The sequence below is a fragment of the Haemophilus sp. HN_Hi10 genome, from assembly GCF_049821985.1.
GTDB classification, from domain to species: domain Bacteria; phylum Pseudomonadota; class Gammaproteobacteria; order Enterobacterales; family Pasteurellaceae; genus Haemophilus; species Haemophilus influenzae_D.
Map to the genome: position 1 here is coordinate 257,412 of NZ_CP187495.1, position 22,532 is coordinate 279,943.

General features: G+C 38.5%; 19 protein-coding genes. 12 read left to right on the top strand and 7 right to left on the bottom strand.

Annotated elements, in window-relative coordinates; translation table 11 throughout:
* Positions 1-134: 134 nt before the first annotated feature.
* The gene (ansB, locus tag ACPT8Q_RS01290; RefSeq protein WP_021034628.1) at positions 135-1,184 is read right to left on the bottom strand and encodes an L-asparaginase 2; all 1,050 of its coding nucleotides are present in this window, start codon (positions 1,182-1,184) and stop codon (positions 135-137) included.
* Positions 1,185-1,412: 228 nt separating this feature from the next.
* Here ansB and ACPT8Q_RS01295 point away from each other — a divergent pair, with 228 nt between their 5' ends.
* Both ACPT8Q_RS01295 and secB read left to right on the top strand, forming a co-directional pair.
* Entirely contained in the window at positions 1,413-1,859 is a 447-nt protein-coding gene (locus ACPT8Q_RS01295; protein ID WP_021034627.1) for a rhodanese-like domain-containing protein, read from the top strand.
* 13 nt (positions 1,860-1,872) lie between these two features.
* Positions 1,873-2,382: a protein-export chaperone SecB gene (secB, locus tag ACPT8Q_RS01300; protein WP_048946741.1), complete on the top strand. Its 510-nt coding sequence runs from the start codon at positions 1,873-1,875 to the stop codon at positions 2,380-2,382.
* A 68-nt stretch (positions 2,383-2,450) separates the two neighbouring features.
* On the opposite strand, the gene aphA is transcribed toward secB, so the two are convergent.
* Positions 2,451-3,158 (bottom strand): acid phosphatase AphA, encoded by a 708-nt coding sequence (gene aphA, locus ACPT8Q_RS01305; protein WP_005630577.1) that lies wholly within the window; start codon positions 3,156-3,158, stop codon positions 2,451-2,453.
* Between the two features lie 220 nt (positions 3,159-3,378).
* On the opposite strand from aphA, the gene hslV reads away from it, so the two are divergent.
* Together hslV and hslU are read left to right on the top strand one after the other, a co-directional pair.
* Positions 3,379-3,906: an ATP-dependent protease subunit HslV gene (gene hslV, locus ACPT8Q_RS01310; RefSeq protein ID WP_021034624.1), complete on the top strand. Its 528-nt coding sequence runs from the start codon at positions 3,379-3,381 to the stop codon at positions 3,904-3,906.
* 10 nt (positions 3,907-3,916) lie between these two features.
* Positions 3,917-5,251, top strand: coding sequence for an HslU--HslV peptidase ATPase subunit (gene hslU, locus ACPT8Q_RS01315; RefSeq protein WP_050948919.1), 1,335 nt, complete (start codon positions 3,917-3,919; stop codon positions 5,249-5,251).
* A 70-nt stretch (positions 5,252-5,321) separates the two neighbouring features.
* Here hslU and ACPT8Q_RS01320 read toward each other — a convergent pair whose 3' ends face one another.
* Complete coding sequence (locus ACPT8Q_RS01320) at positions 5,322-6,374, bottom strand: extracellular solute-binding protein (RefSeq protein WP_050948920.1); 1,053 nt, start codon at positions 6,372-6,374, stop codon at positions 5,322-5,324.
* Positions 6,375-6,514: 140 nt separating this feature from the next.
* Here ACPT8Q_RS01320 and ACPT8Q_RS01325 point away from each other — a divergent pair, with 140 nt between their 5' ends.
* From ACPT8Q_RS01325 to ACPT8Q_RS01355, 7 genes are all read left to right on the top strand, one after another.
* Positions 6,515-7,810 carry an NAD(P)/FAD-dependent oxidoreductase gene (locus tag ACPT8Q_RS01325; protein ID WP_425622287.1) on the top strand — a complete coding sequence of 432 codons (1,296 nt, stop codon included), beginning with the start codon at positions 6,515-6,517 and terminating at the stop codon, positions 7,808-7,810.
* A 163-nt stretch (positions 7,811-7,973) separates the two neighbouring features.
* Positions 7,974-9,416: a DNA recombination protein RmuC gene (gene rmuC, locus ACPT8Q_RS01330; RefSeq protein ID WP_425622288.1), complete on the top strand. Its 1,443-nt coding sequence runs from the start codon at positions 7,974-7,976 to the stop codon at positions 9,414-9,416.
* Between the two features lie 187 nt (positions 9,417-9,603).
* The gene (locus tag ACPT8Q_RS01335; protein WP_005691310.1) at positions 9,604-10,536 is read left to right on the top strand and encodes a nucleoside hydrolase; all 933 of its coding nucleotides are present in this window, start codon (positions 9,604-9,606) and stop codon (positions 10,534-10,536) included.
* Positions 10,537-10,579: 43 nt separating this feature from the next.
* Positions 10,580-11,827: a NupC/NupG family nucleoside CNT transporter gene (locus tag ACPT8Q_RS01340; RefSeq protein ID WP_005691308.1), complete on the top strand. Its 1,248-nt coding sequence runs from the start codon at positions 10,580-10,582 to the stop codon at positions 11,825-11,827.
* Between the two features lie 85 nt (positions 11,828-11,912).
* Positions 11,913-12,836, top strand: coding sequence for a ribokinase (gene rbsK / locus ACPT8Q_RS01345; RefSeq protein ID WP_050948926.1), 924 nt, complete (start codon positions 11,913-11,915; stop codon positions 12,834-12,836).
* Between the two features lie 27 nt (positions 12,837-12,863).
* Entirely contained in the window at positions 12,864-13,868 is a 1,005-nt protein-coding gene (locus tag ACPT8Q_RS01350; RefSeq protein WP_050847456.1) for a substrate-binding domain-containing protein, read from the top strand.
* A gap of 109 nt (positions 13,869-13,977) precedes the next feature.
* Entirely contained in the window at positions 13,978-14,529 is a 552-nt protein-coding gene (locus ACPT8Q_RS01355; RefSeq protein WP_050837863.1) for a TIGR00645 family protein, read from the top strand.
* 131 nt (positions 14,530-14,660) lie between these two features.
* On the opposite strand, the gene rraA is transcribed toward ACPT8Q_RS01355, so the two are convergent.
* Both rraA and menA read right to left on the bottom strand, forming a co-directional pair.
* The gene (gene rraA / locus ACPT8Q_RS01360) at positions 14,661-15,149 is read right to left on the bottom strand and encodes a ribonuclease E activity regulator RraA (protein ID WP_005669389.1); all 489 of its coding nucleotides are present in this window, start codon (positions 15,147-15,149) and stop codon (positions 14,661-14,663) included.
* Between the two features lie 51 nt (positions 15,150-15,200).
* The gene (gene menA / locus ACPT8Q_RS01365) at positions 15,201-16,112 is read right to left on the bottom strand and encodes a 1,4-dihydroxy-2-naphthoate octaprenyltransferase (protein WP_050948927.1); all 912 of its coding nucleotides are present in this window, start codon (positions 16,110-16,112) and stop codon (positions 15,201-15,203) included.
* Positions 16,113-16,173: 61 nt separating this feature from the next.
* On the opposite strand from menA, the gene tsaA reads away from it, so the two are divergent.
* The gene (gene tsaA / locus ACPT8Q_RS01370) at positions 16,174-16,893 is read left to right on the top strand and encodes a tRNA (N6-threonylcarbamoyladenosine(37)-N6)-methyltransferase TrmO (protein WP_050948929.1); all 720 of its coding nucleotides are present in this window, start codon (positions 16,174-16,176) and stop codon (positions 16,891-16,893) included.
* Between the two features lie 52 nt (positions 16,894-16,945).
* Here tsaA and tehA read toward each other — a convergent pair whose 3' ends face one another.
* Together tehA and rpoC are read right to left on the bottom strand one after the other, a co-directional pair.
* Positions 16,946-17,890, bottom strand: a complete 945-nt coding sequence (gene tehA, locus ACPT8Q_RS01375; RefSeq protein WP_050948931.1) for a dicarboxylate transporter/tellurite-resistance protein TehA — start codon at positions 17,888-17,890, stop codon at positions 16,946-16,948.
* Positions 17,891-18,084: 194 nt separating this feature from the next.
* Positions 18,085-22,335, bottom strand: coding sequence for a DNA-directed RNA polymerase subunit beta' (rpoC, locus tag ACPT8Q_RS01380; protein ID WP_050948932.1), 4,251 nt, complete (start codon positions 22,333-22,335; stop codon positions 18,085-18,087).
* Between the last annotated feature and the right edge of the window lie 197 nt (positions 22,336-22,532).

Genomic DNA, 22,532 nt, shown 5'->3' on the forward strand with positions numbered 1-22,532 from the left:
AAAAAAACACTTTGTTTTATTTGTTGAAACGGCGTGTAATATAGCAACAAATAGGTAGAGATTCCATAACTTGGATCAATAAATTATGGTCAAAAGTGCGGTTATTTCGAGCCACACTACCGTTACTATTAATCTTAAAAGTCTTCGAAATATTGTTGAATTACGTTTGGATCTTTAGTTTGAGTTAAAGCTAATTGTAAGAGAACTCGTGCTTTTTGTGGATTTAAAGTACCTGATGCTACAAAGCCATATTTACTATCATCAACTTCAGCGTCACGAGTTGTATAGCCAGTTGGTACACGAGAAGAACGAACTACAACGACGCCATCTTTCGCAGCTTTTTCTAAGCGATCTAAGTGTGCAGCATTAACATTTCCATTGCCAACTCCAGCTGATACAATCCCTTGATAGCCAGCATCTAGCAATGCGTTTAATGGTTCAACTGGTGCATTTGAATAAGCATAAATAATCCCCACTTTTGGTAGGTGGTCTAATTTTTCTATGTTAAATGGAGTGTTGATGGTATGTTTGCTTTCTGGGGAACGTTCATAGTCCACTTTGCTGTTATGAATATAGCCTAGAGAACCATAATTTGGCGAATGGAAAGTTTGCACTGCGGTAGTACTGGTTTTTGTGACATCACGAGCACCTAGTACTTCATTATTCATTGCGACTAAAACACCACGACCACTCGATTTTTTGTCTGCCGCGACGACGACAGCATTGTAAAGATTTAATGGGCCATCAGCGCTTTTTTCTGTCGCAGGACGCATAGCCCCTACGAGAACAACCGGTTTTTCACATTTTACGGTTAAATCTAAGAAATAAGCCGTCTCTTCCATGGTATCTGTACCATGGGTAATGACAAATCCATCAGTACTTTTACATTGAGCATTGATGGCTTTTGCCAGTTTTAGCCAGACTTCGTCATTCATGTCTTGTGAACCTATTTTTACAATTTGCTCACCTTTAATGTTGGCAATATTTTTTATTTCTGGTACGGCTTCAATTAAAGTATCAATACTTAATTGTCCAGCTTTATACGCAGAATTTACTGAACTTTGCCCGCTTCCTGCAATGGTACCACCCGTTGCCAAGATTGTAATATTTGGCAAGTCTGCTGCATTTGCTATTGAAATACCTAGACCAAATAAAGTACATAAGGCTAATTTAGTTAATTTCATAGATTTCTCCTCAGATGAATAAAAATTCTCCAAAAAGTAATCTAACTAAATTAAGTTATTTATCAACAATGGAAAAACAAATTTATGATCTCGATCACATAATTTTTTGTTGATTGTATAACCTTTCTTTATGCAAGTACGGAATTTAAGCATAATTTTTTTGAAAGATAACCCAAGTGCGGTTATACTTGGGAACTATTTTTTTATACGGTATTAATAGAGAACACAATGCAAGAATTTATCTCAATGGCAACAGAGTTTGCTCAAAAACATACTCTTTTAGCAGTTTCTTGGTTTGCGATTTTCGTAATGGTAATTTATACATTCTACAAAGGCGCAACGAGTAAATTTAAAGTAATTACGCACAATGAAGTTATTCGGTTAATAAATTCCGATGAAGCCATTGTGGTAGATTTACGTAGTCTTGAAGAATTTCAACGTGGACATATCATTAATAGTATTAATGTGCTTCCAAGCGAAATTAAAAATCAAAACATCGGAAAATTGGAGACCCATAAAGAAAAAGCTCTTATATTAGTCGATACAAATGGTACTTCAGCCTCTGCTTCTGCAGTATTTTTAACCAAACAAGGTTTTAATTCTGTATTTGTGTTGAAAGAAGGCCTTTCCGCGTGGGTAGCAGCAAATTTACCTTTAGTTAAAAAACATAAATAATAAGGAATAGAAAATGTCAGAACAAAAACAAGACGTTGCAGCAACAGAAGAACAACAACCGGTTCTTCAAATTCAACGTATTTATGTGAAAGATGTGTCTTTTGAAGCACCAAATCTTCCGCATATTTTCCAACAAGAATGGAAACCAAAACTTGGTTTTGATTTAAGCACTGAAACGACTCAAGTTGGTGATGACTTATATGAAGTGGTATTAAACATTTCTGTTGAAACTACACTTGAAGATAGTGGCGATGTAGCATTTATTTGCGAAGTTAAACAAGCAGGCGTGTTCACTATTAGTGGTTTAGAAGATGTTCAAATGGCACATTGTTTAACCTCTCAATGCCCGAATATGCTTTTCCCTTATGCACGTGAATTAGTATCTAACTTAGTAAATCGTGGTACGTTCCCTGCATTAAACTTATCTCCAGTAAACTTTGATGCATTGTTTGTTGAATATATGAATCGCCAACAAGCAGAAAATGCAGAAGAAAAACCTGAAGAAGAACAAACTAAACATTAATTAAATAGCAAAACAAAAGGCAAGTTAGAAATCCTAGCTTGCCTTTTTTGTTGCTAAAGTGCGGTCAATTAATAGCTTGAATTAATTAACACTTCTTCGCCATAGCCGCCTAAAGTTGGCATTGGTTGATAAGTTGAGTTTGCGGCACGCATTAAACGAATACCACGAACACCTGCTTCTTTAGCTGCTAGTACATCATCATCGCTATCGCCATAGTGAATACTCACTTTATGTGAAATGATTGCAGGCGTTTTGTTATATTTTGTTGTACGTTCACGGCTGCCCATAAATTCAACTGGGTGCATATTCTTAATATTGAACGTTTTTTCTAAAATTGGTGTTACGCCATCTACTTTACCTGCAGTACGGCCAGTGAAAAAGTAAACTTGGTCGCCACGTGCTTGATGCATATTAATTAAATCTATGGCAATTTGTTTAGGAATAGAATATTTATCGCAACCTGCGTTTACTTCATTCCAGAAATCTTGATTTTTCAAATAATCGTGTTTACCTGGTGAGAATTTTTGTTGTCCGTGGTAGAAGCAAGGGCTGCTGAAAAGCACAGTATCATCAATATCAAAGCTTACATTAATTGGTGCTTTACCTTCTAAACTTTGCTTGATTTGATCAACACTAATCCAATGAATTGCTTGCTCTTGTAACATTTCACGAGCATTAGTGCCAGATTGAGTATAAGGTTCAGTTTTACCTGCCATCGCTGGAACTGCAGCTGCAGTTAAAAGTGCGATTACAGATAATTTCATGATGTTTTTCATTGTGTTTCCTCACAAATGTTGATTTAAAAATCGTCCACATCATACACTTTTTTAATATGCATTCAATGACTAGCAATCGTTTGCTAGTTCAAAGTATGATCCAGTTCACATTTTTATTTATGAGTGAAGAATAAATCGTCAATATAAATTTTCCTCTTGAATTTAATCAATTTGTCGCCATATAACGAACAACTTTTCACTTTATAAAAAGGACTGAATAATGACAACGATTGTAAGCGTACGTCGCAATGGACAAGTCGTCGTAGGCGGTGATGGACAAGTTTCTTTAGGCAATACCGTAATGAAAGGTAATGCCCGTAAAGTACGCCGTTTATATAATGGCAAAGTGCTTGCTGGTTTTGCAGGTGGCACGGCTGATGCATTCACGCTTTTTGAATTATTTGAACGTAAACTTGAAATGCACCAAGGGCATTTGCTAAAAAGTGCGGTGGAATTAGCGAAAGATTGGCGTACAGATCGCGCACTTCGTAAGTTAGAAGCGATGTTAATTGTGGCGGATGAAAAAGAAAGCTTAATCATCACGGGTATTGGCGATGTAGTTCAACCAGAAGAAGATCAAATTTTAGCCATTGGGTCTGGTGGTAACTATGCGTTATCTGCGGCACGTGCGTTAGTGGAAAATACTGAACTTTCTGCACGTGAAATTGTTGAAAAATCTTTGAAAATTGCTGGCGATATTTGCGTATTCACAAATACCCATTTCACTATTGAAGAATTACCAAATTAAGGAAAAAGCTATGTCTGAAATGACTCCTCGCGAAATAGTTTCTGAATTAGATCAACATATTATTGGTCAAGCCGATGCAAAACGTGCTGTGGCGATTGCGTTGCGTAACCGTTGGCGTCGTATGCAGCTTCAAGAACCTTTGCGTCACGAAGTAACGCCAAAAAATATTTTAATGATTGGCCCAACTGGCGTGGGTAAAACTGAAATTGCGCGCCGTTTAGCCAAATTAGCTAACGCACCATTTATCAAAGTTGAAGCAACGAAATTTACCGAAGTGGGCTATGTGGGGAAAGAGGTGGATTCCATTATTCGTGATTTAACGGATAGTGCGATGAAGCTTGTTCGCCAGCAGGAAGTTGCGAAGAACAGAGCAAGAGCTGAAGATGCGGCTGAAGAGCGTATTTTAGATGCTTTACTTCCTCCAGCTAAAAATCAATGGGGCGAAGTTGAAAGCAATGATAGTCACAGCAGTACTCGTCAAGCGTTCCGTAAAAAATTACGTGAAGGTCAATTAGATGATAAAGAAATTGAAATTGATGTGTCTGCTGGCGTGTCTATGGGTGTTGAAATTATGGCTCCTCCAGGCATGGAAGAAATGACAAATCAGTTGCAATCATTGTTCCAAAATTTAGGTTCAGACAAAACGAAAAAACGCAAAATGAAAATTAAAGATGCGTTAAAAGCGTTGATTGATGATGAAGCAGCGAAATTAATTAACCCTGAAGAACTTAAACAAAAAGCCATTGATGCTGTAGAACAAAACGGTATCGTCTTCATCGATGAAATCGACAAAATTTGTAAGAAAGGCGAATACAGTGGGGCTGATGTATCGCGTGAAGGCGTGCAACGTGATTTACTTCCGTTAGTGGAGGGTTCGACAGTTAGCACCAAACACGGAATGGTAAAAACCGATCACATCTTATTTATTGCATCTGGTGCATTCCAAGTTGCCCGTCCTTCAGATTTGATTCCAGAGTTGCAGGGGCGTTTGCCGATTCGTGTTGAACTTACCGCATTAAGTGCGGCAGATTTTGAGCGTATTTTAACGGAGCCACATGCCTCTTTAACCGAGCAATATAAAGCGTTGATGGCAACAGAAGGCGTGAATATTGAATTTACAACAGAGGCGGTTAAGAAAATTGCTGAGGCTGCATTCCGTGTGAATGAAAAAACGGAAAATATCGGTGCACGCCGTTTGCATACGGTAATGGAGCGTTTAATGGATAAAATTTCTTTCAGCGCAAGTGATATGAATGGTCAAACGGTCAATATTGATGCAGCTTATGTTGCGGATGCACTTGGCGAAGTGGTTGAAAATGAAGATTTGAGTCGTTTTATTCTTTAAGGATAAAAATTTTACATATAAAAAGTGCGGTAAATTTTTACCGCACTTTTTTGTTTTCTGCATAGAGAAACTAATTAGTTTTTAATTTACTCCAATATTTTTCATAAATATCGACAGCTTCTCCTACATCGCCTTGCATAATTCCTTTTTCTACTTCTTCCGCTGGTGGGAATAATTTTGGATCATTAGCGACTTCCGCACTTAGCAGTGTTTTCGCCCCATTATTTGGCATAGAAAAGCCCATACGTTCAATAACAATTTTTGCATTTTCAGGGCGAAGTAAAAAGTCGATGAACTTATGCGCCCCTTCCACGTTTTTTGCCGAACTTGGAATAGCGTAGTTATCCATCCAGAAAATAGCCCCTTCTTTTGGATAAACAAATTGCAAAGATGGATTTTCTTTCTGAGCTAAGTAAGCTGAACCATTCCAAATCATCCCAATTGTAGCTTCGCCTTGTACGTAAGGGACTTCTGGCGAATCAGAGTTAAAGGTCGCTACATTTGGTAACAGTTTTTCTAAACGCTCATAAGCTGTTTTGATGTCTTCTTCATTGGTGGTATTTGGCGATTTACCATCAAGTAATAATGCTACATGGAACACTTCACGGGCATCACTGGTCATAAGAACTTTACCTTTAAATTCAGGTTTCCATAAATCCGCCCAGCTCGTGATGGTTTTAGGATCAATTTCATCTGCATTAACTTCAATACCTGTTAAGCCGTAAACATAGGGTAATGAATATTTATTTTCTGGGTCGAATTCTTTATGTAATAAATGTTTAGGAATTTGATGAATATTGGTCAATTTACTTTGATCAATCGGTTGAAGCATCTTTTCCTTAATCATTTTATTTACGTAGTAACTTGATGGAAACACCAAATCATAGCCAGAACCCGTATTTTGAGTAAGTTTGAGTTTCGCGTACATTTCTTCGTTGCTTTCAAAGGTAGAATAAATTACCTCGATGCCAGTTTCTTTAGAGAACTGAGCGACTAAATCAGAAGGGACATAGTCTGTCCAGTTATAGACGTAAAGTTTGTTGTTGGCAAAGGCTGAAACCGCGAAAAGTGCGGTGGTGGAAAGGAAAAGATTTTTGAGTGAGTGAGCAAAGAATTTTTTCAATTTATTGACCTCCAAGGGTTATGATTCATTATTCAACGCACAATTTTTGCGCGTGCGCAGTATAGCATTTTTTTCTAAAAGGTTTGACATATTTCCCTTTAGGGGTAAGATTTTGCCAGTTTTTTCCTAAGAGATTTTTTATGCTTAATTTTGCCTATCAAGAACACGTTCGCTCTTATTATTTCGATTCTCGTAACCAAGATTTTCAATTTCCCCCACTTACTCAAATTGAACATACTGATGTATGTGTGATCGGGGCTGGATTTTTTGGTTTATCTGCAGCATTAGAACTGGCTGAAAAAGGGAAAAAAGTCATTGTATTAGAGGGTGCTAGAGTAGGATTTGGGGCTTCTGGTCGTAGTGGTGGGCAGGCAATTAATGGCTTTGAAGAAGGCATTGATGAATACGTTAAACAAGTTGGCGAAGATAAAGCACATAAACTTTGGAATATGTCATTAGAGGCCATTGATATTATTGATGAACGTATTGAAAAATATGGCATTCAATGCGATTGGAAAAAAGGCTATGCCACATTGGCATTAAATGAACGTCGAATGGATGACTTAATTCAAATTGAAAAAGAAAGTCATGAGAATTTTGGCTATCAGAATATGCAACTTTGGGATAAAGCTAAATTAAAACAGCACTTAGGCAGTGATATTTATGTGGGCGGCTTATTTGATAGTAACTCTGGGCATTTGCATCCACTTAATTATTGCTTAGGTTTAGCGAAAGCTTGTGTTGATCTGGGTGTTCAGATTTTTGAACAATCTCCTGTAGTGGATACGGTTGAGAAAAATGGTTGCGTTGAGGTTAAAACAGCTAAAAGTGCGGTTATTTCTCAAGACGTTATTTTAGCCACCAATGCTTATATTGATGCACTCCCGAAATCTATTCATCACTGCATTAATCGTAAAATATTACCTGTAGAAAGTTTTATTATCGCCACAGAGCCGTTAAGCCAAGCAGTTGCTGATTCTATTATTAATAATGGTATGTCGGTGTGCGATAACAATTTATTATTAGACTATTATCGTTTAAGTGCGGACAATCGTCTGCTTTTTGGTAGTGATTCTAGATCAGAAAAAGATATGGTCGCGATTATGCGGAAAAATATGTTGCGCGTATTTCCGCAACTTGAAAATGTCAAAATCGATTATGGCTGGGCAGGCCCCATTGATATGACATTAAATTCAACGCCACATTTTGGTCGTATTTCTCCGCACATTTATTTTGCTCATGGTTATTCTGGTCACGGTGTTGCTTTGACTGGTCTTGCAGGACGAATTGTAGCGGAGGCGATTTTGGGAGACGATGAACGTTTATCTATTTTTGAAGGTCTGAAAGTCCCCTCTGTTTATGGTGGTCGAATTATCAAAGATCTTGCGACAAAGATTGGTGTGCAGTATTACAAGTTTTTAGATAAATACCGTTAAAATACAACAATGTTTTTCTAAAGCATTGCCATCAAAATTGACTAGAATAATTAATTTTTGTATGGGCATAAATTCTAAATCAGTTAAAAAATTTACCGCACTTTAAAGCAGAATTAAAATAATATTTTTCACTACAATTTGTGTTTTCCATTAAGAGAGAGATATGTCAGAAAATTTGTTACTTTTCAGCTTGTTAGCTGTTGTTATTATATTGATTTTATTACTTATTCTACGCCAGCAAAAATATACACATCTTCATCAAGAATTATCGAAAACGACTCAAGATTATAATCAGCTTGCCAGTAAATTTGATGAACTTAGTAGCATTAAAAACCAGTTTGAACAACAAACAATTAAAATACAGACTGAAAATCAAGGGCTGCAATATCGTTTAACTGAACGTGATGAACAAATACATCATCTCACGCAAGAACGACAAAATTTGACTGAAAAATTGACCGCACTTTCTCAAGAATTAACAGGATTAAAAACAACCTTAGCAGAGAAAGAAAAGCATTTTTCAGAGCAACAACAGAACTTTGAACAATCCAAGCAGCAATTAGGTGTGGAATTCCAAAATCTAGCCAATCGGATTTTAGATGAAAAAAGTCGATCATTTAGTCAATCAAATCAAACTGCTTTGGAAACCTTGCTCAAGCCTTTCCGTGAGCAAATTGAAGGTTTCCAAAAACGGGTCAATGAAATTCACTCCGAATCCGTGAAAGGCAATGCAGGCTTGGAAGCTGAAATCAAAAAAGTGCTGGAAATTGGTCTGAATATGTCGCAAGAGGCGAATAATTTAACTTCAGCGCTGAAAGGCGAAAAGAAAACTTTAGGCAACTGGGGCGAAGTGCAATTAGAACGCGCTTTGCAACTGGCTGGACTTGAAGAAAATATGCATTACCGCGCTCAAGCGCATTTTAAAGATGAACAAGGTGGACGAAATTATCCTGATTTTGTGTTGAATCTACCTGATGAGAAACATTTAATTATCGATAGCAAAATGTCGTTGGTGGCTTATGAAAGTGCGGTAAATTCTGAGGATGATTTTGAACGTGAGCGTTTACTAAAAGAACATATTTCCGCATTAAAAACCCATATTAACGATCTGCATAAAAAAGATTACAGCAATCTTATTGGCATGCGTAGCCCAAATTTTGTTCTTATGTTTATTGCAGTGGAACCTGCGTATATTGAAGCTTTAAAAGCTGATCCTGCTTTATTTAATTATGGTTATGAACGTAACGTAATTATGGTTTCTCACACTACATTAATGCCGATTTTACGCACCGTGGCAAACCTGTGGCGTATCGAACGTGGTAATGCTGAGGCAAAAGAAATTGCTGAAAAAGCGGGCGAAATCTATAACCAAATTTGTTTGGTGGCAGAGCGTTTAAACAAACTCGGCAATACGCTTTCCACTGTCAGCAACCAATACAACAGCACAGTAACCGCACTTGTTGGCCAACAAGGTTTAGTTGGCAAAGTAGAACGATTTAAAACCCTTTCCGCAAAAGCCAATAAAACAATGCCCGATGTGGAGTTGTTAAATAATCAGGTGGATTTGGCGAGGTTGAATGTCTTAAATCAAGAAAATCTTCAATAATTTATTCTCCGATTGAATGCAAATTTGGTCGGAGAATTTTTTGTCCTATCTAGAAATTTTGTGATCAATATCCCAAATTTGAAATTTCTTAGTTGTTTTTCTATTTTTGTTCTTTATATTTGTTTTGTCGAAACGTTTCGATATAGAGGTCTGCAGTTTATGACTATGAAAAATATAGGAGTAAAGAATGCGTAAAAAAATTATTTTGGATTGTGATCCTGGACATGATGATGCGATAGCTATGTTACTCGCTTATGGTAATCCAGAGATTGAACTACTTGCAGTCACTACTGTAGTAGGTAATCAAACGTTGGAGAAAGTATCACGAAATGCTTTGGCAATTGCTGAAATTGCGCAAATGAAAAATGTTCCTTTCGCGAAGGGTGCAGACAGACCTATTGTTAGGGAAATTGAGGTTGCACCGAGTATTCATGGTGAATCAGGGTTAGATGGTCCAAAATTACCTGAATCTAATCGAACTTTCAGTGAAAAGCATGCTGTTCAGTTAATCATTGATCTTATCATGTCTCATCCAGAGAATACAATTACACTTGTTCCAACAGGAGGGCTAACGAATATTGCCCTTGCTGCAAGATTAGAACCTAAAATTATTGATCGGGTAAAAGAAGTAGTCCTAATGGGCGGAGGGTATCATACTGGAAATTGGAGTGCCGTAGCTGAGTTTAATATAAAAATTGATCCCGAAGCAGCACATATTGTATTTAATGCTGGATGGAAAGTGACTATGGTTGGATTAGATTTAACACATCAAGCATTAGCCACCCCTGATGTTGTTGAGCGTATCGCAAAAATTGATACTAAGCCTGCCGAATTTGTTGTCGAATTACTTGAATTTTTTGGGAAAATGTACAAACAGGCTCAAGGCTTTAATTATCCTCCAGTTCATGATCCTTGCGCTGTAGCTTATGTTATTGATCCAACTTTAATAGAAACAGTCAGTGTTCCAGTTAATATTGAATTAACGGGAACACACACATTAGGCATGACAGTTGCAGATTTCCGTTATCCACCTAAACCTTGCAATACGCAAGTCGCTACAAAGTTAGATAAAGAACGATTTTGGAATTTAATTATTGATGCAATCAAACGATTAAATTAGTAACAAAGTTTATCTTTCCTTTTACTTTCAATGAGGTCAAATTATGGACGCATTTATTAGTATTTTAGGGATTTTTGTATTATTAGGCATAGCCTATCTCCTTTCCAATAATAGAAAAGCTATTCGTATAAGAACGGTATTTGGTGCATTAGCAATTCAAATCGCTATTGGTGCATTTATTTTGTATGTACCTATTGGTAGAGACGCCCTCTTGGGTATGTCTAATGCAGTAAGTAAAGTTATTGCTTACGCAAATGAAGGTATTTCATTTGTTTTTGGTGGATTGGCATCAGGTGAAAGTGTTGGTTTCATTTTTGCTATTAAGGTGCTTCCAGTCATAGTTTTTTTCTCTGCATTGATTTCCTTGCTTTATTATATAGGTGTAATGCAATGGGTCATTAAATTAATTGGAGGTGGATTGCAAAAAGTCTTGGGAACATCAAAAGCAGAATCTATGTCTGCTGCAGCTAATATTTTCGTTGGACAAACAGAAGCGCCACTGGTTGTAAAACCCTATATTAGCAAAATGACGGAATCAGAGCTTTTTGCTATTATGTGTGGAGGACTAGCATCCATTTCAGGTTCTGTTTTAGCTGGATACGCTGGATTAGGTGTACCTTTAACCTACCTAATCGCAGCCTCTTTTATGGCTGCACCAGCGGGTTTATTATTCGCAAAAATATTATATCCACAAACTGAAAAATTTAACGACGAAATCGAAAATGTTGAATTAGATAAACCATCTAATGCGCTTGAAGCCATTGCTTCTGGTGCTGGTGCGGGAATGACTATGGCATTAAGTATTGGGGCTATGCTAGTTGCATTTATCGCTCTAATTGCACTTATTAACGGTATGTTAGGAGGCATTGGAGAATGGTTTAATCAACCAGAACTATCTTTAGGTATAATTTTAGGTTGGATTTTTAAACCATTGGCATGGGTTATGGGAGTACCTTGGAGTGATGCTGAAGTAGCTGGTCATATGATAGGTATCAAATTAACCGTAAACGAATTTGTTGGTTATTCTGAATTTTCAACTTATCTAGGTATCAATCCACCAGTAGAACTTTCTGATAAAACAAAGGCTATCATTACTTTTGCTCTTTGTGGCTTTGCTAATTTCGGTTCTATAGCTGTATTAATTGGTGGGGTTGGTGGTATGGCTCCAAATCGTCGTGGAGATATTGCTCGATTAGGAATTAAGGCTGTTATTGCTGGCTCTTTAGCTAATTTATTAAGCGCAACTATTGCAGGTTTTTTTATTGGTTTAAGTGGTGTCGCTTTAGCTTAAGTTTCAAAAGTGCGGTAAAAATAGCCGCACTTTTGGTTTATAATTGCTTGATATATGCCTACTACTTTTATAGTGGAGAATAATTATGAAAGGGAAGACTCTCACAATTCTCGGTAGTATCAATGCTGATCACGTTATTTCTGTGCCTTACTTTGCTAAACCTGGTGAAACGCTAACAGGTCAAAATTATCAAATTGCCTATGGTGGCAAAGGTGCCAATCAAGCAGTAGCCGCCGCTCGTTTAGGGGCAAAAGTAGCTTTCATTAGTTGCATTGGATCAGATAGCATTGGCGAAACAATGAAAAATGCGTTTGCCAAGGAAAGGATTGATACAACCCATATTAGTACCGTTTCACAGGAAATGACAGGAATGGCATTTATTCAAGTTGCCCAATCGGGCGAGAACAGTATTGTGCTGGCTAGCGGTGCAAATGCACATTTGGGTGAGATAGTTGTTCGTCAAAGTGAGGTGCAAATTGCACAATCGGATTGCTTGTTAATGCAATTAGAAACCCCACTTTCTGGTGTGGAGCTGGCTGCTCAAATCGCTAAGAAAAATGGTGTTAAGGTTATGCTAAATCCTGCTCCAGCGCAGATTTTATCGGACAAATTATTGAGTTTGATTGATATTATTACACCAAATGAAACAGAAGCTGAAATCTTGACGGGGGTAACGGTAACCGACGAGCAAAGTGCGGTGAAAGCTGCAAGTGTTTTTCACGATAAAGGCATTGAAACCGTAATGATTACCCTTGGCGCGAAAGGTGTGTTTGTCAGTCGAAAAGGTAAAAGCCGCATCATTAAGGGCTTTTGCGTGCAAGCAATAGATACTACTGCAGCTGGTGATACATTTAATGGCGGTTTTGTTACAGCTTTATTGGAAGAAAAATCCTTTGATGAAGCCATTCGTTTTGGTCAAGCTGCCGCTGCGATTAGTGTGACGAAAAAAGGGGCTCAATCCTCTATTCCAACGCGTCAAGAAACTTTAGATTTTCTTGAATACGCTTAAAGTGCGGTGAATTTTTAGGGTGTTTTTATGGCGACAATGAAAGATATTGCACGACTGGCGCAAGTTTCGACTTCCACAGTTTCACATGTCATTAATGGATCGCGTTTTGTTAGCGATGAAATTCGTGAGAAAGTGATGCGTATTGTCGCTGAACTGAACTACACCCCCTCAGCTGTTGCACGAAGTCTTAAGGTGCGCGAAACCAAAACTATCGGGCTACTTGTCACCGCAACAAATAATCCATTCTTTGCAGAAGTGATGGCTGGCGTGGAGCAATATTGTCAGCAGCATCAATATAATCTTATTATTGCTGCCACTGGTGGCGATGCCAAACGCCTACAACAAAATCTGCAAACTCTAATGCACAAACAAGTGGATGGTTTGCTTTTGATGTGTGGTGATAGCCGTTTTCAGGCTGATATAGAGTTAGCCATTTCGCTACCACTCGTTGTGATGGACTGGTGGTTTACTGAGTTAAATGCAGATAAAATACTCGAAAATTCAGCACTTGGTGGCTATTTGGCGACAAAAGCATTAATTGATGCAGGACATCGTAAAATTGGCATTATTACGGGAAATCTCAAAAAATCTGTCGCACAAAATCGTTTGCAAGGTTATAAAAATGCGCTATCGGAAGCAAAAATTGCGTTAAATCCTCATTGGATTGTCGAAAGTCATTTTGACTTTGAAGGCGGTGTACTTGGCATACAATCTTTACTTACTCAATCTTCACGTCCAACAGCAGTTTTTTGTTGTAGTGACACCATTGCTGTTGGTGCATACCAAGCTATTCAGCAACAAGGCTTACGTATTCCGCAAGATCTTTCAATTATGGGCTATGATGACATTGAATTGGCTCGTTATCTCTCACCTCCCCTTTCCACCATTTGCCAACCGAAAGCTGAACTTGGCAAACTTGCTGTAGAAGCACTATTGCAACGAATTAAAAATCCTAATGAAAATTACCGCACTTTAGTGTTAGAGCCGACCTGTATTTTGAGAGGATCAATTTCTACCCCTTCAAACATATAAATAAAATAAGAATAACTCAATTTCCTTATTGCTATTTTCAAAAAAACTGCTATTTTTTTGCGGTTTTTTTGTTTATTTAACCCACTGTTTAATTTAGGAATAAAATCTTATGGAAGAAAACAAACCTGTTGATCCTTATGCGAAATATAACGAACAATCGAATATTATCGCGAAAATAATTTTTGCTAGTCGCTGGTTGCAAGTGCCGATTTATTTGGGCTTGATTGTAACCCTTGCAATCTACTCTTATAAATTTATCAAAGGCTTATGGGAGTTAGTGATTAATGTCAATGAGATGGATTCCAATACAATTATGTTAGGAGTGTTGAATTTGATTGATGTCGTGATGATCGCAAACTTGCTTGTGATGGTAACTATCGGCGGTTATGAAATCTTTGTCTCTAAATTGCGTACGCGTAATCATCCTGATCAACCTGAATGGATGAGCCACGTAAATGCCACCGTGTTGAAAGTTAAACTTTCTATGTCTATTATCGGCATTTCATCTATCCATATGCTGCAAACCTTTGTGAATGCAAGCAATATGCCAGAAAAAACAATGATGTGGCAGTTATTGTTGCACTTGGGCTTTTTAGTATCGGCGATTGCTTTAGCTTATACGGACAAAATTTTGTATAGCACGAGCCATAAAACGCATTAAAAATTTACCGCACTTTTAACCCCGTTCAAATTGAACGGGGTTTTATATATCATATAGTTATAATTTAATTTTTTAGTATGATATGCAGTCTAGAATGGGAAAGCTTAAATAAGATGCTAATCAAATAGAAATTAATCTTCTAAATCTAGAGGCTCTTGCGAAAGTATAATTCCTGTCAGATCTGCGTAAATATAATCTTCTGGGAAAAAGGTTACGCCACCAAAATTCACTGGAATATCACTCTCGCCAGCACTGCTTTCATCTGCACTGACTGGAATTGGCGCAAGGGCATGAATACCAATATCGAGGTTTTCTAATTGCTGAATTTGGCGTACTGCACCATATACAATAATGCCTTCCCAACCATTATCAACGGCAAGTTGAGCCAATTCCGCATCAATCAAACCACGGCGTACCGCACCACCGCCATCAATGACAAGCACTCGACCTTCGCCGTTTTCTTCTAATACTTCAGCAATTAATCCATTACTTTCAAAGCATTTTACTGTAGTGACTTTACCGTAAAAATTACTTACACCACCAAAGCTTGAAAAAATTGGCTCCACGACATCCACTTGTTCTGCATAAAGATCGCAAAGTTCTGAAGTATCAATAAACATAACTTTCCCCTATCAATTGTTGAAATGTTGTTTGCTTTAGTATATGCCGATTTAGCCGATAAGCAAGCCTAAACTAAACAAGATATTGATTAATAAAGAAATCATAGACATTTGAGCCAACATTGGACGCAATTCACTTGGCTGCTGACTGCGATAAACAAAGATCGCATGTTTAGCTAACAATGGCATTGCCAATACAAATAAATAATTTGTCCAAGAAATGGCTGTTGCCACCGCAAATGCTAAATAACATAGAGTAGCCACACTTAATAAAATACAATGATGAACACGCCCTTTATACGCACCTAAACGAACAGCTAAGGTATTTTTGCCAGCTTTCGCATCCTGTTCAATATCGCGTAAATTATTGATATTTAATACCGCACTTGCCAATAAACCAGAACCAATAGCAGGCAAAATAATGTGGCTATCAATACTGTGAGTTTGCAAATAATAAGTGCCGCCAACGCCAAGCAAACCAAAAAATACCAATACAGAAATATCACCCAAGCCCATATAGCCATAAGGTTTTGCGCCAACCGTATAAGTAATGGCAGCAACAATAGCTAAAATGCCAAGCCCAGCGAAAGCGAATAAATCCGAGAGGCTTTCATAAGCGATACCAATCAAGAAACTTCCTGAAAGAAAACTGGCCACCACCATTAGAATTAATCCCCATTTCAGTTCTTTTGCTGAAATGGCGCCTTTTTGAATGCCACGTAATGGCCCAATACGTTCTTCAGTATCTGAACCTTTTTGATGATCCCCATAATCATTGGCAAAATTAGAAAGTACCTGTAATAAAATTGTCGTGAGTAAACAAAGCACCATTACAAGCCCATTAAAACCTTGTGGATTCGCCCAATAACCTAATGCCGAACCTGTAAAAATCGATGCCAACGCTAAGGGCAAAGTTTTTGGTCGAGCCGTCTCCCACCACATTTTCAATTTTTCATTTGTCATTTTTTTTGACCGCACTTTTGATTACAATAGGCCGCGTATTCTACACTAAGACACCCAATTTATGAATGATTTAACCTTATCGCCTATCGCCATTATCCACACGCCTTATAAAGAAAAATTCTCCGTACCACGCCAACCCAATTTAGTTGAAGACGGAGTGGGCATTGTAGAACTCTTACCGCCGTATAATTCGCCTGAAGCCGTAAGAGGATTAGAACAATTCAGTCATCTTTGGTTAATTTTTCAATTCGACCAAATCCAACAAGGAAAATGGCAACCCACCGTACGCCCTCCGCGGTTAGGCGGTAATCAACGCGTTGGCGTGTTTGCTTCACGCGCAACGCACCGCCCAAATCCTCTCGGTTTATCCAAAGTCGAATTACGTCAAGTAGAATGCATCAATGGTAACGTTTTTCTCCATTTAGGTGCGGTAGATTTAGTGGATGGCACGCCGATTTTCGATATCAAACCCTATATTGCCTATGCGGATAGTGAGCCAAATGCGCAATCGAGCTTTGCCCAAGAAAAACCACCAGCAAAACTGACAGTTGAATTTACCGAACAAGCCAAAAGTGCGGTAAAAAAACGAGAAGAAAAACGACCGCACTTAAGTCGTTTCATTCGCCAAGTGCTAGAGCAAGATCCGCGCCCAGCCTATCAACAAGGTAAACCGAGTGATCGTATTTATGGAACAAGTTTGTACGAATTTAATGTGAAATGGCGAATTAAAGCGGGTACGCTTGATTGCGTAGAAGTAATTGAAATAGAAAAAGACAAATAGATGGAATATATCAATAAGGCAGGTAATCCCTGCCTTGGTCGATTTGAATGCTTTATTTTAGGAAAAACTGCCCTTTAGCTAATTTAATAATTGTCATTAAAACCAATAAGCCAATCATTACATTTGAGAAAACAAAGACAAAAATAGACACGCCTTGTAAAACATCACTGTGATAAAAAACAGTTGCGCTATTTGCCATAGAAGCCAATCCGAATGAAAATCCCCATAAACCAACATTAAGCCCTTTTTCTACAATCCAAGGGAATAATCGCAATAAGAAAAATAATTGCAAAAACCCATATCCCCAAAGAATTTTAGCTAAAGTATCTACTTCGCCGTGATTGATCGATAAATAAGCAGATACACACACAAACGCAGGTGCTAAAACAATCCCCATTGTGGCTCTAAATTGTGGCTCAAGAGATGAAATACGTAAATGTTGTAATAATACAGGTTCAAAAATAATCCAAGCAATCATTCCTGCGCCAAAGAATAAATGGCCTAAATCATGATAGCCAAGTAATGCTAGTGAACTTGCACTGGTGAAATTTGCAGCTACCGCAGGCAAATAAAACGGAGGACGAGTAGATTTTTGTTCAAATACACCACCTTGCCATAATTCACTGACACGTAATGTTGAGAAAAGCAATTGACCAATCGTTCCAATCCAAATCATCACTTCAGCAATTAAAGGGTTCCAACGATAAATAATATCGCCCACTAACATGGTTGTAATAGGAATCAACGCAATAAAGGAAAAACGAACTGGGCAATGATACTCTGCTCGAACTTCCTCAAAGTAATAACGAAGTTTATACGCATACATTAAAATGAATAAAATCCAGACCGCACTTGCTACAATGCCGAGAACATCACTTACCATTCGCACAGCAGGAAATAAGTTTTCTAAATGAAGCCAAGCTAAAGATAAGGCTGCCAAACCAAGAGGAATACCGAAATATCCCGTTGGAATAGGGAAAGGTTTAGTTGTATTCATAATATGATCCTTATTTTGAAAAATCTGAGCAAAGTGTAACATAACTATCAACAACAGACTTTTCTAAAAGTCTCAAATTTTTGTGAAATTTCTATGGAGAAACATACTTGTTGTTCTGGAATAAAACCTCTACCCATTTTCATAAAAATAAAAAACCCGAACTTTCATTCGGGTTTTCTTGTACAGGGAATTAATTATTCCGCATCATCTGCCATATTAAGCATTTCAGCTAAGCTTGCACTTGCATCGTCTGCAGTCATGACAAATTCATCAGCGATAGCGGCTTCATCTTCTTCAGATAATTTCGCTACGACATCATCAACTAAACGATGTTTATGACGATTTTGATGATACGCAAAACCTGTACCTGCTGGAATTAAACGACCTACGATTACGTTCTCTTTCAAGCCACGCAATTCATCACGTTTACCTGCCACAGCTGCTTCAGTAAGAACACGTGTAGTTTCTTGGAACGATGCGGCAGAAATGAAGGATTCAGTCGCAAGTGACGCTTTAGTAATACCCAATAATTCGCGTTCAAATTCAACTGGCGGTTTGCCCTCTGCTTCGCGTTGGCGATTAACAATTTTCACGCGAGCCACTTCAACTTGTTCCCCTTCAAGGAATTCTGAGTCGTAAGCTTTAGTAATTACCGCTTTACGTAACATTTGACGAACGATAACTTCGATATGTTTATCGTTGATTTTTACCCCTTGTAAACGGTAAACATCTTGTACCTCGTTCACGATGTATTCAGTTACTGCACGCACACCACGTAAACGTAAAATATCATGTGGTGTTTCAGCACCATCAGAAATTACGTCACCACGCTGTACCATTTCGCCTTCAAATACGTTGAGCTGACGCCATTTTGGAATCATTTCTTCGTAAGTTTCGCCTTCTGTAGGAGTAATTAATAAACGGCGTTTACCTTTGGTTTCTTTACCGAAAGACACGATACCAGAAATTTCAGCCAAGATAGCGGGTTCTTTTGGTTTACGTGCTTCAAATAAATCCGCAACGCGTGGTAGACCACCAGTAATATCTTTAGTACCCACAGATTCTTGTGGAATACGTGCTAATGGTTCCCCTACTTTCACTGCTGCGCCATCATCTAAACTTACGATTGATTTACCTGGTAAGAAGTACTGTGCAAGAACATCAGTTTCAGGTAAGAAAATATCGTTGCCATTTGCATCAACCAATTTAATAGTTGGACGTAAATCTTTACCCGCAGTTGCACGTTCCCCTACATCTTGAACGACGATTGATGATAAACCTGTTAATTCATCAGTTTGACGAGTCACAGTTAATCCATCAATAATGTCTACAAATTTCACAAAACCAGATACTTCAGAGACAACTGGCATGGTATGTGGATCCCAATTTGCGATAGTTTCGCCAGCTGTTACAGCTTGGCCGTCACCTTTACTTAACACCGCACCGTAAGGCACTTTATAGTGTTCTTTAGTACGACCAAATGCATCGGTAATAGTTAATTCCGTGTTACGAGAAGTTAATACTAGTTTTCCTTCATCGTTAGTGACGAATTTTGCATTCATTAAATGCACCGTACCAGTGTTTTTAATTTGCACACTAGATTCTTTCGCTGCCGCAGATGCCGCACCACCAATATGGAACGTACGCATTGTTAGCTGTGTACCCGGCTCACCGATAGATTGAGCGGCAATAACGCCCACCGCTTCGCCTTGGTTAATTAAATGACCACGAGCAAGATCACGACCGTAACATTTCGCACACACGCCAAAGTTAGTATTACAAGTTACAACAGAACGTACTTTTACGCTGTCCACAGAGTTTGCATCCAACACATCACAGAGTTTTTCATCTAATAACGTGTTACGAGGAATTAATACTTCTTCTGTACCTGGTTTTAAAATATCTTCTGCAGCAACACGACCTAATACTAATTCACGAAGTGGCACTTTTTCATCTCCACCTTCGATTAATGGGGTCATTACTAAGCCTTCGTGCGTACCACAGTCATCTTCTACAATCACTAAATCTTGTGCTACATCAACTAAACGACGAGTTAAGTAACCAGAGTTCGCTGTTTTTAATGCGGTATCCGCCAAACCTTTACGCGCACCGTGGGTTGAAATAAAGTACTGTAATACGTTCAAACCTTCACGGAAGTTCGCTGTAATTGGGGTTTCGATGATCGAGCCATCTGGACGTGCCATCAAACCACGCATACCAGCTAACTGACGAATCTGCGCTGCAGAACCACGCGCACCAGAATCCGCCATCATAAAGATACTGTTAAAGGATGCTTGTTTTTCAGGATTACCTTCGCGATTGATGACTTCTTCTTGAGATAAGTTTTCCATCATCGCTTTCGCTACGCGCTCATTCGCCGCAGCCCAAATATCGATTACTTTATTATAGCGTTCGCCTGCAGTCACAAGACCTGATTGGAATTGTTCTTGGATCTCTGCCACTTCTTCTTCCGCTGCAGAAATAATTTCATATTTCTTCGCTGGAATTTCCATATCATCAATACCAACTGATGAACCAGAACGTGCCGCATACGCAAAACCGGTATACATAATTTGGTCAGCAAACATTACCGCTTCTTTTAAGCCTAAACGACGATATGCTTCGTTAATCAGTTTAGAAATAGCTTTTTTACCTAATGTTTGGTTAAACAATGAATAAGGCATACCTTTTGGTGCAATCATCCATAAAATCGCACGACCAATAGTTGTATCGGTTAGCGTGATTTTCGCATCAAATTCGCCCGCTTCATTTTTCACATATTCAGTAATACGCACTTTCACGCGAGAATGTAATTCTGCTTCGCCTGTACGATATGCTTTTTCAGCTTCGCGAGGATCTTGCAATAACATACCTTCGCCTTTACCGTTCACTTTTTCGCGGGTCATATAATAAAGACCTAATACCACGTCTTGTGATGGAACGATAATTGGATCACCGTTTGCTGGTGAAAGCACGTTGTTAGTGGACATCATCAACGCACGAGCTTCTAATTGCGCTTCAAGGGTTAATGGAACATGTACCGCCATTTGGTCACCATCGAAGTCCGCGTTAAACGCTGCACAAACAAGTGGGTGTAATTGAATCGCTTTACCTTCGATTAAGATTGGTTCAAAGGCTTGGATACCCAAACGGTGAAGTGTTGGCGCACGGTTCAATAGAATTGGGTGTTCACGAATAACTTCTGCAAGAATATCCCAAACGATCGCATCTTCACGCTCAACCATTTTCTTCGCCGCTTTGATTGTCGTTGCATAACCACGGCTTTCTAATTTCGCATAGATAAACGGACGGAATAATTCCAAGGCCATTTTCTTCGGTAAACCACATTGGTGTAAGTGCAAGTATGGACCTACAGTGATTACAGAACGACCAGAGTAATCAACACGTTTACCTAATAAATTTTGACGGAAACGACCTTGTTTACCTTTGATCATATCCGCTAATGATTTTAATGGACGACGGTTAGAGCCCGTAATTGCACGACCACGACGACCATTATCTAATAACGCATCAACAGATTCTTGTAACATACGTTTTTCGTTACGCACAATAATATCTGGTGCAATTAAATCTAATAAACGTTTTAAACGGTTGTTACGGTTGATCACACGACGATATAAATCGTTCAAATCTGAAGTCGCAAAACGACCACCATCAAGCGGCACTAATGGACGTAAATCTGGTGGAAGAACTGGTAATACAGTCATTACCATCCATTCTGGTTTATTACCAGATTGAACAAATGCTTCTAATAATTTTAAGCGTTTAGTGATTTTTTTACGTTTAGTTTCAGAGTTAGTTTCTTGTAATTCTTCACGTAATTTTTCACATTCAGCTTCAAGATCCATACCTTTTAAGAGATCTTGAATCGCTTCGGCACCCATTTTCGCTTCAAATTCATCTTGCCAACGATCTTCAGCGTCAAGGTATTGTTCTTCAGTTAATAATTGACCGCGCTCCAAGTCCGTCATACCTGGCTCAGTCACGATGTACATTTCAAAGTAAAGTACACGTTCGATATCGCGCAATGGCATATCTAAAAGTAAACCGATACGAGATGGTAACGATTTTAAGAACCAAATATGTGCAACTGGCGATGCAAGTTCAATATGACCCATACGTTCACGACGAACTTTAGTTTGAGTGACTTCAACACCACATTTTTCACAAATCACACCACGGTGTTTTAAACGTTTATATTTACCACATAAACATTCGTAATCTTTTACAGGCCCGAAGATACGCGCACAGAAAAGACCATCACGTTCAGGTTTGAACGTACGGTAGTTAATGGTTTCAGGTTTCTTCACTTCACCAAATGACCAAGAACGGATCATATCTGGGGAAGCTAACCCAATTTTAATCACATCAAAATCTTCACTGGTTTTTGATTGTGCTTTTAAAAACTTAACTAAGTCTTTCACAAATGTTCTCCTGTCGGAGTTAAAGGTTTAAAGTGCGGTTAAAAATTTCAGAGAATTTTGACCGCACTTCGGCGATTTATTGTTTCGTCATTCTTTCTCTTCGCTCCCCCTGTTTACGGGGGGAGCTGCCGCAGGCTGAGGGGGGAATTGCCCCCTTCCGCCCTTCGGGCACCTTCCCCCGCAAGCAGGGGAAGGCA